This is a genomic window from bacterium (assembly GCA_016708315.1).
GTDB lineage: Bacteria > Zixibacteria > MSB-5A5 > CAIYYT01 > CAIYYT01 > JADJGC01.
Window position 1 is genome coordinate 320,024 of record JADJGC010000023.1, and the last position, 16,850, is coordinate 336,873.

The 16,850-nt window shown below is 50.6% G+C and carries 14 protein-coding genes and 1 pseudogene; 8 read left to right on the plus strand and 7 right to left on the minus strand.

From position 1 onward, the window contains the following. Positions 1 to 30: 30 nt before the first annotated feature. Both IPH59_13715 and cydB read left to right on the plus strand, forming a co-directional pair. Positions 31 to 1,377, plus strand: coding sequence for a cytochrome ubiquinol oxidase subunit I (locus IPH59_13715; GenBank protein ID MBK7092756.1), 1,347 nt, complete (start codon positions 31 to 33; stop codon positions 1,375 to 1,377). Position 1,378: 1 nt separating this feature from the next. After that, the gene (gene cydB, locus IPH59_13720) at positions 1,379 to 2,401 is read left to right on the plus strand and encodes a cytochrome d ubiquinol oxidase subunit II (GenBank protein ID MBK7092757.1); all 1,023 of its coding nucleotides are present in this window, start codon (positions 1,379 to 1,381) and stop codon (positions 2,399 to 2,401) included. 102 nt (positions 2,402 to 2,503) lie between these two features. Here the strand turns inward: cydB and IPH59_13725 are convergent, their stop codons facing one another. The 5 genes and pseudogenes from IPH59_13725 to IPH59_13745 form a co-directional block, all read right to left on the minus strand. After that, complete coding sequence (locus IPH59_13725; GenBank protein MBK7092758.1) at positions 2,504 to 3,172, minus strand: hypothetical protein; 669 nt, start codon at positions 3,170 to 3,172, stop codon at positions 2,504 to 2,506. A gap of 117 nt (positions 3,173 to 3,289) precedes the next feature. Next, on the minus strand, positions 3,290 to 4,501 hold the full coding sequence (locus tag IPH59_13730; protein ID MBK7092759.1) for an ammonium transporter: 1,212 nt from the start codon (positions 4,499 to 4,501) through the stop codon (positions 3,290 to 3,292). A 167-nt stretch (positions 4,502 to 4,668) separates the two neighbouring features. Beyond that, positions 4,669 to 5,318 (minus strand): annotated as a pseudogene (locus IPH59_13735) (response regulator transcription factor). Beyond that, positions 5,315 to 6,532 (minus strand): sensor histidine kinase, encoded by a 1,218-nt coding sequence (locus IPH59_13740; protein ID MBK7092760.1) that lies wholly within the window; start codon positions 6,530 to 6,532, stop codon positions 5,315 to 5,317. The pseudogene IPH59_13735 and the gene IPH59_13740 overlap by 4 nt, the downstream one beginning before the upstream one ends. Positions 6,533 to 6,650: 118 nt before the next feature. Beyond that, a complete protein-coding gene (locus IPH59_13745) occupies positions 6,651 to 8,936 on the minus strand; it encodes an NADP-dependent malic enzyme (protein MBK7092761.1) in 2,286 nt (761 codons plus the stop codon). Between the two features lie 207 nt (positions 8,937 to 9,143). On the opposite strand from IPH59_13745, the gene IPH59_13750 reads away from it, so the two are divergent. The 5 genes from IPH59_13750 to IPH59_13770 all read left to right on the plus strand — a co-directional run bounded on the left by IPH59_13750 (position 9,144) and on the right by IPH59_13770 (position 13,101). After that, the gene (locus tag IPH59_13750; protein MBK7092762.1) at positions 9,144 to 10,871 is read left to right on the plus strand and encodes a hypothetical protein; all 1,728 of its coding nucleotides are present in this window, start codon (positions 9,144 to 9,146) and stop codon (positions 10,869 to 10,871) included. A 256-nt stretch (positions 10,872 to 11,127) separates the two neighbouring features. Next, positions 11,128 to 11,460 carry an iron-sulfur cluster assembly accessory protein gene (locus IPH59_13755; protein MBK7092763.1) on the plus strand — a complete coding sequence of 111 codons (333 nt, stop codon included), beginning with the start codon at positions 11,128 to 11,130 and terminating at the stop codon, positions 11,458 to 11,460. Between the two features lie 6 nt (positions 11,461 to 11,466). Next, complete coding sequence (locus tag IPH59_13760; protein ID MBK7092764.1) at positions 11,467 to 11,730, plus strand: DUF2480 family protein; 264 nt, start codon at positions 11,467 to 11,469, stop codon at positions 11,728 to 11,730. Between the two features lie 10 nt (positions 11,731 to 11,740). Continuing rightward, the gene (locus IPH59_13765; protein MBK7092765.1) at positions 11,741 to 12,103 is read left to right on the plus strand and encodes a 2Fe-2S iron-sulfur cluster binding domain-containing protein; all 363 of its coding nucleotides are present in this window, start codon (positions 11,741 to 11,743) and stop codon (positions 12,101 to 12,103) included. Next, the gene (locus IPH59_13770) at positions 12,100 to 13,101 is read left to right on the plus strand and encodes an NAD(P)/FAD-dependent oxidoreductase (GenBank protein ID MBK7092766.1); all 1,002 of its coding nucleotides are present in this window, start codon (positions 12,100 to 12,102) and stop codon (positions 13,099 to 13,101) included. Before IPH59_13765 ends, IPH59_13770 begins: the two co-directional genes overlap by 4 nt. Positions 13,102 to 13,172: 71 nt before the next feature. Here IPH59_13770 and IPH59_13775 read toward each other — a convergent pair whose 3' ends face one another. Both IPH59_13775 and IPH59_13780 read right to left on the minus strand, forming a co-directional pair. Continuing rightward, on the minus strand, positions 13,173 to 14,075 hold the full coding sequence (locus IPH59_13775; GenBank protein MBK7092767.1) for a DUF58 domain-containing protein: 903 nt from the start codon (positions 14,073 to 14,075) through the stop codon (positions 13,173 to 13,175). A gap of 206 nt (positions 14,076 to 14,281) precedes the next feature. Then, positions 14,282 to 15,250, minus strand: coding sequence for a PDZ domain-containing protein (locus IPH59_13780; protein MBK7092768.1), 969 nt, complete (start codon positions 15,248 to 15,250; stop codon positions 14,282 to 14,284). A gap of 253 nt (positions 15,251 to 15,503) precedes the next feature. Here IPH59_13780 and IPH59_13785 point away from each other — a divergent pair, with 253 nt between their 5' ends. Next, a complete protein-coding gene (locus tag IPH59_13785; GenBank protein ID MBK7092769.1) occupies positions 15,504 to 16,826 on the plus strand; it encodes an efflux RND transporter periplasmic adaptor subunit in 1,323 nt (440 codons plus the stop codon). Positions 16,827 to 16,850 lie beyond the last annotated feature (24 nt).

The window sequence follows — 16,850 nt, forward strand, 5'->3', positions numbered from 1 at the left end:
AATTTGATTTGAAGGCGTAATCTCTTAAAGATGGACGCCCTGATGTTATCCCGGATCCAATTTGGATTAACAATCGGGTTCCATTATATCTTCCCGCCCTTGAGCATCGGACTTGGATTACTGCTGGTGTTCATGGAAGGGATGTACCTCAAAACCAAGAATCCCCTCTATCACCAAATGACCCGTTTCTGGGTCAAGATATTCGGCCTGATATTCGCTCTCGGTGTGGCAACAGGAATCGTAATGGAATTCCAGTTCGGCACCAATTGGTCTACCTACTCGCGCTATGTCGGCGACGTCTTCGGCAGCGCTTTGGCAGCCGAGGGAATATTCGCCTTCTTCCTTGAGTCAGGATTCTTGGCCATCCTGTTGTTTGGCTGGAACCGAGTCAGCCCTATGGTGCACTTCATTTCGACTATTATGGTTTGTCTTGGCGCACACTTCAGCGCCGTCTGGATTGTCGTCGCAAACTCTTGGCAGCAAACTCCAGCCGGGCACCACATCGTTGGTGAAGGGCTCAAGGCCAGAGCGGAGATTGTTGATTTCTGGGCGATGGTCTTCAACCCGTCAAGTGTCGATCGCATCTGGCACGTGTATATGGGATGTTGGCAAGCCGGAGCTTTCTTTGTTCTCAGCGTAGCCGCATACTATCTGATCAAGAAAAAACATATCGATTTCGCCAAAGCCTCCATGAAGATCGCTCTGGTGCTTGCGGCGGTCGCCTCGATGCTGCAACTCGTATCGGGTCATTCAAGCGCTGTCGGCGTTGCAGAAACTCAGCCGGCAAAAATGGCCGCCTATGAAGGACACTACCCTGCTAATGAGTCTGCACCTCTGTACCTGTTCGGCTGGGTAAACGAGGAACAAGAAAAGGTGCAATTCGGGATCGCGGTTCCAGGATTGCTAAGCTACATGATCCACGGCGATTGGGATGAACCGGTGACGGGGCTCAGTGAGTTTCCGCCGGACAAACGCCCACCTGTGAACGCGGTGTTTCAGAGTTATCACGCAATGGTCGCGATTGGAATGGGATTAATCGCCCTGTCGTGGCTCGGCCTATGGTATTGGTGGAGAAAAAAATTGTTCAACACCGCGTGGATGTTGAAAGCATTCGTAATCTCAGTGCTCGGCCCACAACTCGCCAATCAACTGGGTTGGTTCTCGGCCGAAGTCGGAAGACAACCGTATATCGTCTACAACCTCTTAGAAACCAAAGACGGCATCTCGAAGTCCGTCACAGCCGGCGAAGTCATTACATCGCTGATTATGTTCGGAGCGATTTACCTGCTCCTCTTCGTTCTTTTCATCTACTTGCTCAATGAGAAGATTCAGCACGGACCCGCTGTCGAAGATCTGACAATCAAGAGGCGTGCATAACATGAATCTTGATCTGAATACAATCTGGTTCATTCTGATTGGCGTGCTCTTCACCGGCTATGCAATCCTCGACGGCTTTGATCTCGGAGTCGGTGCATTGCACTTATTCACGAAATCGGATGTTGAACGCCGGACGTTTTTGAATGCGATTGGTCCGGTCTGGGATGGCAACGAAGTCTGGTTGGTGACTGCCGGCGGTGCATTGTTTGCCGCATTTCCCGAAGTATATGCAACGGCATTTTCGGGATTCTATCTCGCACTGATGTTGCTGCTCTTCTGCCTGATTTTCCGCGCCGTGGCTATCGAGTTTCGCAGCAAGCAAGAGATGCTCTGGTGGCGTCGGATGTGGGATGTATCGTTCAGCGCGTCGAGCGTATTGGCTTCATTCTTGATCGGCGTTGCACTTGGGAATATTGGAATCGGCATACCGTTGGACAGCGATAATGAATTCGTCGGCACATTCCTGGGGCTCCTCAACCCTTATGCGATTCTGGTCGGAGTAACAACAGTCTCGCTTTTCATGATGCACGGAGCGATCTATGTCGTCATGAAGACTGAAGGCGAACTTCACGACAAAGTGCGCGGATGGATCAATAATTCGATAATATTCTTCATCATCTGCTATGCAACGACGACAATGGCAACACTGCTTTATGTTCCGCAGATGGCGAATGTAATCAAAGAGAACCCCGTGCTATTCTTAGTGCCGTTGATGAACATGCTGGCCATCGCCAATATCCCGAGAGAGATTTATCATGGTCGCGACTGGCGGGCATTTTTGTCTTCGAGTTTTGCGATAGTGTTTTTGCTGGCGCTGTTTGGTATTGGAATGTTCCCGAACATGATCTTCTCAAATCCGATAGCTGAGAACAGCCTGAACATTTACAATGCAGCGTCATCGGCCAAGACTCTCAAGATAATGCTGATAATTGCGGCGATGGGTGTGCCGGTCGTGCTGGCCTACACAATCAGTATTTACTGGATATTCCGAGGCAAGGTGAAACTGGACTCGACCAGCTACTGAGAATGACGCGCCCCTTTCAACGATTGAAAGGGGCGGTCCATTTGTCTACAGTGAAAATCCAAAAACCATGTACGCTTGTTCAGCATTCGGGTTGACGATGAATTATCCGAATACCGGCAAAGAGAACTTGTCGGTGAACTCAATGGTCCGACCGACCTTGGCTCCCAAATTTATGATCGCGAAATCGTCGCTTCCATAGTAGCTGGGGTTCTTCTTGCTCCCGCTGGTTGCCCCGACAGTCAAGCCGAGCGTGTTTTCGCCCAGCGTCGCATTGTAATCAAGCTGGAAGTACTTGTTCTTGCCTTCGTCATTGTAAACATTGACGTAAGCCGAGAATACAAGCGGCAACTTCTCCGGACCGGCGATTACAGCACCGAGTTCAATGGTATGGGCACCTGCGCCATCCGGGTCGTCCCAATTATTGTAATTGAACAACTCCAATCCCATATCTGGAAAGAAGTAGTCAGTTACGACGCCGGTAATAGTGATCGAGTTCGGCACTTGATACGAATAACTCGCCCAGGTATCAATCTCTTCGAAATTTGGCGAATACGATCCCCAGAATCCGACATTGAGACCTTTATAAGTCGCTGTCAATGCCGGTTGAATCGAAGCTGCCGCCCCGTAGTCGGATCCGCGCCAGTTGTAACGGCTGACAAACGTCGCGCCTGCGGTGACAGATACCGGGTTTTCGGCTGCAGCCGAGTTGAGGCTAAATACCGATATCACCAGAAGCAAGGCACTTATAATTCGGTAGTTAAACTTGTTCAAATTGGTCTCTCCTTGTTAGTCGTCTAATCTGACAGCGATGAACAAACGAAAAGCGATCCTCTAATGATAGTCAAGAAACCGGTCAATACCATCAAGGTTTCATAAATCTCGTTGGTTCTAAAGCGGCTCCTCATAGGCGACTTCGCCGTGCAATGATACATCAAGCGTGCTCTCTTCATCCTGGCTGGTGCGGACCGGCGTAATCAGATTGATCACCCAGAGCATACCATAAGTGAAACCAAACGCATATACCGAGGAGACGAGAATAGCTACCAACTGCTTAACAAAAAACTCGCTCCCGCCATTAAACAGACCGTTGGCTCCGGCAGCATTGACAGCGGTCGTTCCGAGCAATCCGAGCATTACGATACCAAGCAGCCCGCCAACACCGTGAACACCCCAAACATCAAGAGCATCATCCCAATGAAGTTTGTTCTTCAGTGCGACAGCGCCGTAACAAACGATACCTGCAACCACTCCAATTATGACGGCACTGGTCGTGGTCACATAACCGGCTGCCGGCGTGATTGTCGCCAATCCCGCGACAGCACCGGTGAGCAAGCCAACCAGTTTCGGCTTTCTCTCGAGTCTCCACGCAAGGAACAGCCACGTCGCGGCCGCGAATGACGCCGCTATATCAGTATTGAGGAAAGCAAGTGCGGTAACGGTATCAACCTGTAGCTCACTACCGGCATTGAACCCATACCAGCCGAACCACAGAAGTCCGGTACCAAGAGCGACAAGTGGAATGCTGTGCGGAACGCTATCGGCGATGCGTCGACGACCAACATACAGCACTGATGCTAATGCTGCGAATCCGGCAATGTTGTGTACGGCTATGCCACCAGCGAAGTCGAGCACTCCCCACTTTGCCAGAATCCCGCCTCCCCAGATCATGTGAACGAACGGGAAATACACCAGCACCAGCCATGCGACAAGGAACATGATGTAGGCAGAGAAACGGACGCGATTCGCGAACGCGCCGGTGATCAACGCGGGTGTGATGATTGCAAACATCATCTGATATGCAATGAAGACGTAAAGCGGTATCTTGCCGGCGCCAAACGGCGTCATCGGATCAATTCCCATAAAGAATGCCTGATCGAGATTGCCGATGATTCCGCCTTCGCCGCCCGAGAAACAAAGCGAGTACCCGCAGATCCACCAGAGCACGGTGGTTACGCCCATCGATACAAAACTCTGAATCATGATCGACAACACGTTTTTGCGGCCCACCAAACCGCCATAGAAAAACGCCAGACCCGGTGTCATCAACATCACGAGGCTGGTTGCCACCAGCATAAAGCCGGTGTTTCCAGTATCAAACATCTTTCGCCTCCACGAAGCGTGTTACACTCGCCGGAAAGCCGGCACCCGAATTAACACCAATAACGTGGAATATGTTGTCGACGCAATTAGGCAGTACCTGATTGTCGGCTGCGTTTTTCCTTAGGAGGCTGATATCGTGGAACGGCTTGTTCAGGAAAGAGGATGCATCAGTTGAGCTGGGTCAGCCCTTCTCGAATGGCATACTTAGTAAGCTCTGCGACACTGTGCAGGTTCAATTTGTCCATCACTTGCTTGCGATGCGACTCGATCGTCTTGGCGCTGACCTTTAGTTGAGAGGCAATTTCTTTCGTCGACTTCCCTTCGGCAAGCAATTGCAGCACTTCGCGCTCGCGGGCGCTGAGAATCGCGAAAGCCGAAGAGTCAGCATTTCGGGCGAGATTGATATAGTCATTGATAACAATGTCAGCGATTCGGGAACTTAAGTAGATTTTCCCGAACTGCAGTCGCGAATAGCGGTAAGCACTTCGTCAAATGCCGAATCCTTGAGAAGATAACCGCGAGCACCGGCACGAAGAGCCTCAGTGATGTACCTGCGATCAGAATGCATTGAAAGCATGATAATCTTGATAGTTGGATGTTCAGCGCTAATCTTGCGCGTAGCTTCGATTCCATTCAAATCAGGCATTGATACATCCATAAGTATGATATCCGGATGCAACTCCCCTGCCAATTTTGTCACTGCGATACCGTCGCTGGCTTCTGCGACAATCTCGATTCCTTTGTGACCGTCAAGCATTGAACGCAGCCCGTCGCGAAAGAGCTTGTGATCATCAGCAAGGAGCAATCGAATTTTCACTTATTCACCTTTCCCGAAGTTACAGGGATAGACAATGTAACGCGTGCTCCTTGCTTCGGTGAAGAATCAATCCTGATCGATCCGCCGAGATGCATCAAGCGTTCCCTGATACTGAACAGCCCAAAACCGCCATCAGTTGAGTCGGAGTTTGACTTATCTGGTGGAAATCCGACTCCATCGTCAGACACGCTCAGTTCAAGCGTGCCATTGCCGAGCGAAAGCTTCATTTCAACGCGCTTTGCCTGTGCATGCTTGACTGCATTCGTGAGAATCTCTTGAACCGAACGAAAAGCGAATACCTCGATCTCTTCCGGCAGCCTTGGCACGTCGTTTTGAACTATTGTCTTCACTTGAAGGCGGTGCTTCTTGGTGAACTGCTCTGCTAGCCAATCAAGCGACGGTCCAAGCCCAAGTTCGTACAGCACCGGCGGACTGATCTGGAATGTGAGTGAACGGGTATATTGAATTGTCTGGTCAAGCAACGTCAGAATCTCTGAAGTGCTTTCCTCAAATCCACAAAAGACCGACTCGCCGCTAAATCCGGAGACCTTCATTCGAATGAATGCCAACGCCTGTCCAATATGGTCATGAAGATCGGATGCAATAGCGCGACGGTCTCGCGCCTCGGAAAGCGAAAGTTCAGCCGCCAGTTTGCGAAGTTGTTTCTGGTACGCTACAATCTCTCGGCGAGCGTTTTCGTGTTCCTGAATCTGCAATTGCAGCGCAACGTTCGTGTTACTCAATTCAAGTGTTCTCTCGGACACCAACCGTTCCAGATTGTCATTCGATTTCTTGATCTCCTCAATTGCCATCCGGTATTGAAGATAATTGCGGAGCATATCCGCAAGCGAATCGAGAAGTTCGCGCTCCTCCGCAAGAAATGGTCCCTCAACCGCAGGAGACCGTTCTTCTACATAGCCGACTTCAATCAGCCCGGCGGCACCTCCGACGAACTGGATTGGCGCGGTCATCATCCACGCACTGCGGTCAAAATCCCGGGTGGTTACATCAAATCCGTTTACGGCGATTCTCGCGACTGTGACTTCGGGATATTGCCACGCCGGTGGGAGAAGATTGACTACTTCAGTCAAGAGTTCGACAATCGGGCGCGAGTCATCCTGCATCAATCGTGCAGTCTTGTGGAGTGCGGTGAGTTCCTTGGTCCGCTCGCGGAGGAAGTATTGCAATTGGTGCGGTGAATCGTTGCGGTGCATAGTTACTAATCCCGACTTATGTTGAGCGCCGTAATTAAGACTGGTCTATATTATCTGCACTTGGCGCCAGACACAAAAAAACGGGCGCCGCCATTTAGCAACGCCCGTCGGTAACCGATTAAGCTTTCACTTTGCTCGGTAGATTTGGCTGATCGGCGGCGGCACGGCCTGCTTCGGCGGTTGCCAAAGCTGCCATTACCACGACTTGATCGACGTCATTACTGCGATGCAGGACATGGACAGGTTTCTTCATGCCCATCAGAATCGGTCCAATCGCTTCAGCGCCGCCAAGCTTGATCATCAGCTTGTAGGCGATGTTTGCCGAGGATAGATCCGGGAAGATGAAGACATTTGCCTGATCTTGCAATTTGCTGAACGGGAAGTTCGAGCGCAGTATATTGATGTCGGTTGCAGTATCTGCCTGCATGTCGCCATCGACGATCATGTCGGGATACTCGCGATGCAATATTCTGACTGCATCCTGAACCTTGGAAACTTCCGGATGTTTCACCGAACCGAAATTCGAGAACGACAGCAATGCAATCTTCGGCGAGATACCGAAGCGACGAGCGGCTTCAGCACAGCAAAGCGTGATTTCCACAAGCTGCTCTGCCGTCGGCGTGATATTCACCGTCGTGTCGCTGAAGAAGTACAGTTTGTTCTTGATGATAAGAACGAACAAACCGCTTACGATCGACAAGTCATCGCGTTTTCCGATAATTTCCAGCGCCGGACGAATTGTCTCAGGATATTGCTGAGTAACACCGGCAAGGAACGCATCGCAGTCGCCCATGTGAACCATCATGGCGCCGAAATAGTTCGGGTTGCGCATGATGAACTTCGCATCGTCGAGCGTGACGCCCTTCTTATGACGCAGACGGAAGAACTCCTTCACGTACTTTTCATAGTTCGGCGATGAATGTGGATGAACAATTTCAATTCCAGTAAGATCAATATCGCCTTCGGCTGCGACCTTGCGGACTTCAGTCTCATTGCCGAGAACGATCGGCTGCGCGAAGCCTTCGTGCTTGACGATCATCGCGGCGCGCAGAATGCGCTGAGCAGTGCCTTCGCTGAAGACAACGCGTTTCGGCGACTTCTTGGCGCGTTCGATCAGCATCGTGCGGATTTCGCGGCCAAGGCCGAGACGATGTTCAAGCTCGTGCTTGTATTCTTCGATATCAACCTTCTTGCGGGCGACACCGGAGTCCATTGCGGCTTTCGCCACAGCAGAAGCTTCCCAAATCAGGACGCGCGGATCAAACGGCTTCGGAATAATGTATTCGCGGCCAAACTTGAAACTGGTTACGCCATAGGCACGTGCCACTGAGTCGGGAACGTCTTCCTTGGCGAGGTTGGCAAGAGCTCTGACAGCAGCGATCTTCATTTCTTCGTTGATTGCCGTTGCGCCAACATCGAGTGCGCCGCGGAATATGAACGGGAAGCCGAGCACATTGTTGACCTGGTTGGGATAATCGGAACGGCCCGTCGCCATAATCAAATCTTTGCGGACAGAGACGGCGTCTGGATAGGTGATTTCCGGATCAGGATTCGCCATCGCGAAAATGATCGGATCCTTCGCCATCGACTTGACCATATCCTTGGTCACAACATCTTTCGCCGACACACCGACAAAGACGTCGGCATCTTTCATTGCGGCTTCAAGCGTGTGAATGTCGGTCTTGCGAACGAATTGCTGTTTGTACTTGTTCCACTTGTCGTCGCGGCCTTCATACATGACGCCCTTGGAATCTACCATTAGGACGTTTTCGATCTTGACGCCAAGCGACAGATAAAGCTTCGCGCAGGCAATTCCGGCAGCGCCGGCGCCTGAGAAGACTACACGAATCTTGGCAATATCTTTGCCGCACAATTCGAGCGCATTGAGCAACGCGGCAGCGGAAATAATCGCTGTGCCGTGCTGGTCATCATGGAAGACTGGAATGGTCAGGGTTTTCTTGAGTTCTTCTTCGATCTGGAAGCACTCTGGTGCCTTGATGTCTTCAAGATTGATTCCACCGAAAGTCGGCTCAAGGATCTGGCAGGTACGGATGACCTCCAGCGGGTCCTTCGTATTAAGTTCGATGTCAAACACATCGATATCGGCGAATCTCTTAAACAATACGCCTTTGCCCTCCATAACCGGCTTGCCGGCGAGAGCGCCAATGTCACCGAGCCCAAGGACGGCGGTACCGTTGCTGATTACAGCGACGAGATTGCCTTTGGCAGTGTACAGGTATGCATCGGATGGATTCTTCTCGATTTCCAGGCAAGGAATTGCGACGCCTGGAGTGTATGCCAAAGCAAGATCACGCTGTGTTACGCAGGGTTTGGTCGGAGTGACCTCGATTTTACCTCTGCGCCCCATCGAATGATATTGTAGGGCTTCTTCTTTCTTAATCATAACTACAACTCCCGTTGCGGGTTTATTTAATCACCGAAATATAGTATTCTTTCGGGCCTCAGCCACAATAATTTCAAAGGTTTCGAGTAAATTTTGTGCTTTTTTTCACAATCTCAAAACTGCTCACTTTCTAGTAAAAACTGTTGCGGGCAAGCGTTTTAGTGTGCATTTTAGAAAAGATTCTACCGCAATAACCAGGGAGACTTAGTGACTAAGACCGCACAATCCGGTCAAAACCCGAGCAAACTGATTCAAATTCTTTCTGACATCAAGAGCAGTTTCGGCGGCGACTTCCCGACTCAGAAACTCGAACTGTTGCATGAACTGAGCGATACAGCAGTACCGAAGGCCGACCTGCTGTTAAGTTATCACGAATCGCTTTGCTATCTGCGAGCATTTCCAGACAACGCAAAAGTATTGGCAATCGTCGAGTCTGAACTGGCGCAATTCCATGAACGAGTGAATTTGCTCAAGTCACCCGACAAAGACACCCTCGATGAGACGGGTATCGTCGGAACGAAACTGAGTCACCCTTATGCCTACTTCATGACGAAGTGGCTGCTCAAGAAATATCCCAAGACCGTCGACATCGACTGGAATACTTACAAGGATTTGGAAAACGATCCAATACTCGATCTGCTTCCTGAGTTACTCACATATTGCGAAAACGATGCCGTCGATGATCCGTTCATGCCCACCACCGATATCATCGATGCCGAAACTTCCGTGCGCGGAGTAAATCGACTCGAGTGGTTCATGGATATCTTTGAACGCCTGTCCAAAGACGAACGCCTCAAACGGTTGCTCTTCGACAAAATGGACATTCCATTGACTATCGATATCGGTAACCAGCCTTTTGCACGAACCAATGTGAAACTCGCTTCGGGCGAAATGCATTACCAAAAACAGGCTCTGGAAAAAGAATATCCTGACCTTCGCAAAATTACACGCAAAATCGATCTGAAACCAAAGCTCCTGCCAAAGCGAGAAGCCGAAGAGATTGTCAACATGCACAAGATGGCGATGATCATGCGTCATCGCGAATTGTGGCCATTGACCTTCGCGAATCTCGATGAAGTCTACGCGACTGCTCTTGGTCGCGGCATGACCATCTATATCATGGGAATGATGCCCGAGTGGCGATTGCCGCTTGAATCGAACTATGCTGCGCTGTTGGTCCGCAACGGAGTGCCAATCGGGTATGGAATCGGAGCAATGGTCTTTGATCGCATCGAGATCGCGATCAACATTTTTGAGACATTCCGCCGCAGCGAAGCTGGATTCATTTTTGGTAAGTTTGCACAGCTGTTCAATCAAATGTTTGGCTGTAGCTACTTGTTGATTCGCCGCTATCAAGTCGGATACGATAATCCAGAAGGACTGGATTCTGGCGCTTACTGGTTCTATTACAAACTTGGATTCCGCTCCATTGATGAATCGTGCCGAAAACTGGCGGACGCTGAAGCCGCGAAAATCGCTTCAGACAAGAGCTATCGCACATCCAAGGCCGTCCTCAAAGAACTGGCTGAGTCGGATCTGTGTTTGGACCTCAAGCGCCGTGGAGAATTCACTGATCGCGATATCAGCTTGAGTCAGATCTCTCTGGCTCAAACCCGGTTCATCGCATCCCACTTTAATGGCGACCGCAGCCGTGCCGAACGAGAAGCCCCGGAGCTGGCGCGGCGGACACTCGTACTATCGTCAACCAAGGGGTGGACACCAGACGAAAGACTATGGTTCAACCGTCTGGCTTTGTTCGCGCTCTCCCTCCCAAATCTGGAGGAGTGGGTCACCAGAGATAAGCAGAATCTGGTCTCAATAATGAAGTCAAAAGGTGCCCTGCGCGAACAAGATTACGTTAAGTCGTTGCGGGAACACAGGAAACTGACCGAAGCCATCAACGAGTTGTTAACCAATTCTGTCGAAGGCGCCTGATTTGAGCTTCAATTAGTACAGCTACCAATTGACATTTTCCGGCAATTCATTAAATTCAGCGACCTAAGTAGCCGCCCAAATCTGCCGAAACAACAAACAGGCAGATGGAACCGACTCGTAGATTTTGTGTTAGAGTAATCTGAGTCAGGGATTTCCCGACCAGGAGTAAGAAATGAACCGAGCGACAACATTATATAGCACCAAGTTCCTGCGGCCCGAACCGGCTGGCGGCAACGCCTCTGTCCAGTCTAAGCCGCTGCCATCTATCGTGTTGACTCCTTCAGCTGTCGGCGAGATCAGACGCCGCATGTCTCTCAAACCGGAAGACTCCGGCAAAATGCTGCGTCTTTGGGTGGAAGCCGGCGGATGCTCCGGTCTTTCCTATGAAATGGAGTTTACTGCCGACAAGAAGGATTCGGATGTCGAATTCCTTTTTGAGGGTCTCGTTGTTCTGGTCGAGCAGCGGTCGATGTCATATATTAATGGAATGACACTCGACTATTCAGACAAAATGGTCAACGGCGGATTTCAGTTTTCCAATCCCAAAGCCAAACGGTCGTGCGGCTGCGGTACTTCGTTCTCTGTATAACCTCTGATGGAACTCCTCGAACTAAAAGACTTCTCCGAAGATGGGGTATTCTTTGAAGATGATTTTGACAAGCGATTCAAGGCTTTCGACTGGAAACAATTCCAAGACAAGTCGGTGCGCATTTCCGCGTGCGGACTTGAACAAATTCCTGCCTGGGTTCACTTGTTGATTGGTATAGAACTTTCCCGACATGCTCGCAAAATTTTTTTTGGTGATTCCAGCCAACCCAAGCGCATATTCAAGCGGGAAGAAATAGATAAGGTGGAATAACAGGCGAATCATGGGTCATAAAATTACATTCTTGCCGCATAACGTCACTGTCGAGGCAGATAACGACGAAACCGTCCTCGAAGTAGCAATGGCAAACGATATTGAATTGGAACATAACTGCGGCGGCAATTGCTGTTGCACAACCTGCCACATCATTGTTCGCGAAGGCGAACAGAATCTCTCGCCGATGGAAGAAGAAGAAGAAGATCGGCTGGAAGAATGCGCCGAACTGACGCCGACCTCGAGGTTGGGGTGCCAGTGCCGGATTCACGGCGATGTGATGATTGAAATTCCTGAGCGCGATCCGTTCAAACTGGATGGCCTTGAGGAGTTGGAAGGTTACGGCAACGAGCTGCTGAGCAGCGAACAGTGAAAAAAATCTACGATGTTGTCACGGTAGGCGCAGGTCCGATTGGGCTCTTCGCCTCATTCTGCGCTGTCGACAAGAAGTTATCCGCTGCAGTCGTCGATGCCCTTCCCTATGTCGGCGGACAATTGACAGCGCTTTATCCCCAGAAGTTCATCTTCGACGTGGCCGGTTACCCGAAAGTCACAGCAGCGGACTTAGTTGATCAATTGTTTCGACAAGTCACACAGCACGAAGTCCCGGTGCTCGTCAATTTCAAAGTCGTCGAGATGGTGCGCGAACCCGACGGCGAGTACAAACTCACCGCCGAAGATGGCCGTTACGTCCACGCCCGGTATGTCTTGATCGCTGCCGGAGCGGGAATGATCTCGCCGCGCAAGCTCGAGTTGGAAGACGCTGACCAATTCGTCGGCAAGGGCTTTGAGTATGTCGTCAAAAACGTTGAAGACTATCGCGACAAGCGCGTGCTGGTTATTGGCGGTGGCGATACAGCTCTTGATTGGGCAAATTTCTTTACCGCAATGTCACCGGAAGTGACACTAATCCACCGCAGCACCAAGTTCGTCGGATTTGAAGGTTCTCTTAAGCGCCTTCAGAAAACACCATGCCGAATTCTCACCGACACCAAGATTCTCGCCATCAAAGGCGATGCCCAAGTTACCGGCGCTACCGTAACGAACATCAAAGACAGCACAGTAACCGAACTGGCAGTTGATCGAATTCTTGGCTGTATTGGCTTCACGTCGAAATTGGGATTCCTGAAGGAACACGGCTTTGAGATTGCTGACGGCTCGATTCGCGCAGACAAGTTCATGCGGACCAGCGTCGATAATATCTACGCAATCGGAGATATCTCAAATCATCCCGGACGAATCAAGCTGATTTCAACCGGCTTTGGCAATGTTCAGATTGCGCTGAATCATATCGCGTCGCTGGTGCATGAGACGAGTGAGGATGAAACGCTGGCTTCGTTTGAGTCGAAAGTAGACCGGCCGGAGCTGTAGTCTTTCCTGTTCTTAAGAAGTCTGGAATGCTAAAGTGGTGTAGTTTGGTTAAGCCGTAACCGACGAATCTGTTAGTACAGTCTCGCCCTTTTGTTCAAATACGCAAACAGTGCAAAATCATAATCGGTCGCGGTGTCGATCGGAACATAGTCAATATTCGACATCCGGCACTCGCGCGAAAAGCGATCAATCACTTCGCCAACCACCTTTTTGTACTCGCCCTTTATCTGCCACGGCAACGTATTGATCTGCTCGCCGGTCTCCATGTCTTTGAAGATAGCTTCCTGCGGGAACGCAAAGTCGCGCTCTCTCGGGTCAAGCACATGAAACACAATAATCTCGTGCTTACGGTGGCGGAAATGCTTCAGCCCGGCAATAACCTGCGTCGGATCATCGAGCAAATCAGAAAGCACAATCACCAATCCGCGTCGTTTGATTCGTTCCGCCATTTCATGAAGCGTTGTCGCGATATTGGTCTGAAGTGTCGGCTTGAATGCTTCCATTTCGCGAAGCAATACGTGCAGATGAGATGCCGCCGACCGTGGTGGAACGTAAGTATTGATCTTCTCGTCGAATCCCACCAGACCGACTGCGTCGCGTTGTTTCAACATCAAAAACGACAGCGCCGCCGCCAGTTGCAGCGAATAGGTCAGCTTGTCGATTCGTTTCTCGCTTGCAAACCCCATTGACCGCGAACAATCAACCAGCAAGTACGCCTTGAGATTGGTCTCTTCTTCATACTGCTTGATATAGAACCGATCCGACTTGGCAAACACCTTCCAGTCGACATTACGAATCGAATCCCCCGGCATATACTGACGATGCTCCGCAAACTCAACAGAAAACCCGTGGTAGGGCGATCTGTGAAGCCCCGCAATGAATCCCTCTACCACCAAGCGCGCCTTGACCTCAAGCCCCTTAAGCTTGCTCAATACTTCCGGTGAGAGATATTTGCTGTTAGTCTGGTCTGCCATAATACCTTTATACGAAATCTATCGCTTTGGCGCCCGCGATTTGTTTCCTTTTTGAGTGCTCTGCACTCGAATCGACCATTTCTTCGGCTCCCCTCTCCCTCGGAGAGAGGGGAAGGGGTGAGAGCACAAATGGAAACCGCCGATAGGGTTGCTGATCTACCGGCGGCTCTGTCGGATAATGGGAAGTACCCGTTAAGGTCTTTGCGTTATTTCATCTTCTTTTCGAGGCCCTCAAGGCGAACCTTCATCTCTTCGAGACGCTTCTGCATCTCTTCCATCTTGCGCATGAAATCTTCTTGATCGACTTGCGGCACTGAAGGCGCGCTCCAATTGTGATACGTCTGACCGCGATTTCCGTTCCAATTCATCATCTCGCGCAAGTTGCCGGGAAACTGCATTCCGAAGCTTTCAATCTCGTCTATCTCGACTGACACCTTCTGCTTCGCCTTGTTACGAATAATCGACAACTCAACCTCTTCGCCGCGATCCTTGCCGCGCAATTCGCTGGAGACATCATTCGGTGATTCGACCTTCGCGCCGTTCACTTCTACCACAACATCGCCCACCTGCAATCCAGCTTTCGCGGCCGGTGTGTCTTCCATCACTTCCGTGATTAATGCACCTTCACCGTCTGGTACGCCGAAGTATTCTCCCAAGTCACCCGACAACGACTGCATCGAAACGCCGATTCCGGTCGTCTTCATGTTGTCCAGAAATTCAAAAGAATGCGGAGCCCACTCTCCAGCGTCGCCCTCGCCGCCAAAACCATAAAATTGCGGCTCACGGCGCTCGCCAACTTCAACCGAAACTGTCATTTCTTTGCCGTCGCGGTTGATCGCAAGGCTCGCTTTGTCACCAATCTTCGAAGCTCGCACTAATTCTGTTAATGCGTCCGAATCTCTTACAGTACTGCCGTTCCATGACAAGATGATATCCTTCGGCTCGATCCCTGCTTCTTCCGCCGGAGAATCTTCGGCGACGTCATTGACCAGCACACCCTCGGTCGTCTTCAGATCAAACGCTTCGGCCAGACTCTGATTGACATCCTGCATATAGATACCAATCCACGGCCGCTTGGCTGCTTGAAGCGGACTTACGGCGAGTATCATCAAAAGCCCTGCTATTGCTGAGAATAACCACATTTTGCGACTATGCTTCATTTCGATTCCTTTCATTGTCAACACTCACCACTTCATACCTGTTCGACCGATTCTATGTTCCACAATTATGGTTAAGATGTGTTAAACAGCTCCAGGAACACATTCCGTCAATTTGGTATTCGTGTTAGTTTACGTAATCGCACCATCAAAAGTTACGCCGCACCAGTCCGAATCACCAATTCCACCTCCTGCCCTGAAACATTTTCGAACACCCCAAAGTCAAACCAGTGATTAACATCTATTCTCATTGTGCACTTAGGGAGTATCCATGGCAATTAAATGGCGATCGAAGAAGTTCCTCTTTGCCGCAATCGGAGCGGCGGTAATCATTATCGTGGCAATCACTATGTCTTCCGGTTCAGGCACCGAAGCCACGCAAATCCAAGCCGACTTGGCATTTAACGACGACATCTCAGAAATCGTTTCGGCATCGGGACGCATTCAACCTCAAACCAAGGTTGATATCACTTCCGAAGTATCCGCGCAGATTATCAACCTGTTTGTTAAAGAAGGCGATCTCGTCGAACGCGGCCAGCGCCTGATCTTGCTCGACACTATTCAGCTTCAATCAGATGTCTCGCAATCGCGATACAGCCTCGATGAAATCACTTCGCGTGCAGAAGCCGCCAAAGCGCAGCTCGAAATCGACAAGCTCGAAGCCGAACGCCAGCAGAAGCTCTTCGAACGCGATCTTGGCACCGAAAACGCCGCCACCAACGCTCGCTATGGCTACGAAAATTCTGCCGCCAACTATCGTGCTATGCTCTCCCAGGTCGAAACGGCACGAGCCGGCCTCGAAAAAGCCAGCGACAACCTCACCAAAACATTGATCAAAGCCCCAATGGCCGGTGTTGTCACCTTCCTAAGCGTGGAAGTCGGTGAAATTTCTCAGGCTCAGACCGCGTTTACTCAGGGAAAGACATTGATGACCATTGCCGATCTGTCCGTCTTTGAAGTCGAAATCGATGTCGACGAAAGCGAAATCGCCAAGATTCAACTTGGACAAAAAGCCAAAATCAAAGTCGACGCATATCGTGATACTTCTTTCGCCGGTACAGTCGTCGAAATCGGCAATTCAGCGCTCATCGCCAACGAAGGCAGCGACAACTACACCACCAGCTTCCGGGTCAAAGTCCGCTTCGATACATCGGAGGTCACTTTCCGTCCCGGCATGTCCGCAACCGTCGATATTACGACCAACACCGCAGAAAATGCATTGTTGATTCCTTATGCCGCATTGGTTACCCGCGAATTCGATCCTGACTCGCTCAAAGCAAAAACAGAGACTTCCGGCGGAGGCATCATCCAACAAGCCAATGCCGCTGAGACATCGGACCAAAGCGACGAGTCCGCTAAGAAAAAGAAAAGTGCCAAGATCAAGAAGTCGGGAATCTTCGTCGTCAATAACGGCAAGGCGCGCTTCGTCGAAATCACGACCGGCATTGCTGACGAACGCAATATCGTCGCAATCACCGGAATTGCCCCCGGTGATACCGTAATCTCCGGCTCTTACCAGACCCTGCGCAAGATCGCCGAAAATGACCTGGTCACAATCGAGCAGGCTTCACTCGACAAGATGAAAGAGAAGTAGCCGCAGGCTCTCGCCGCGGTTGAG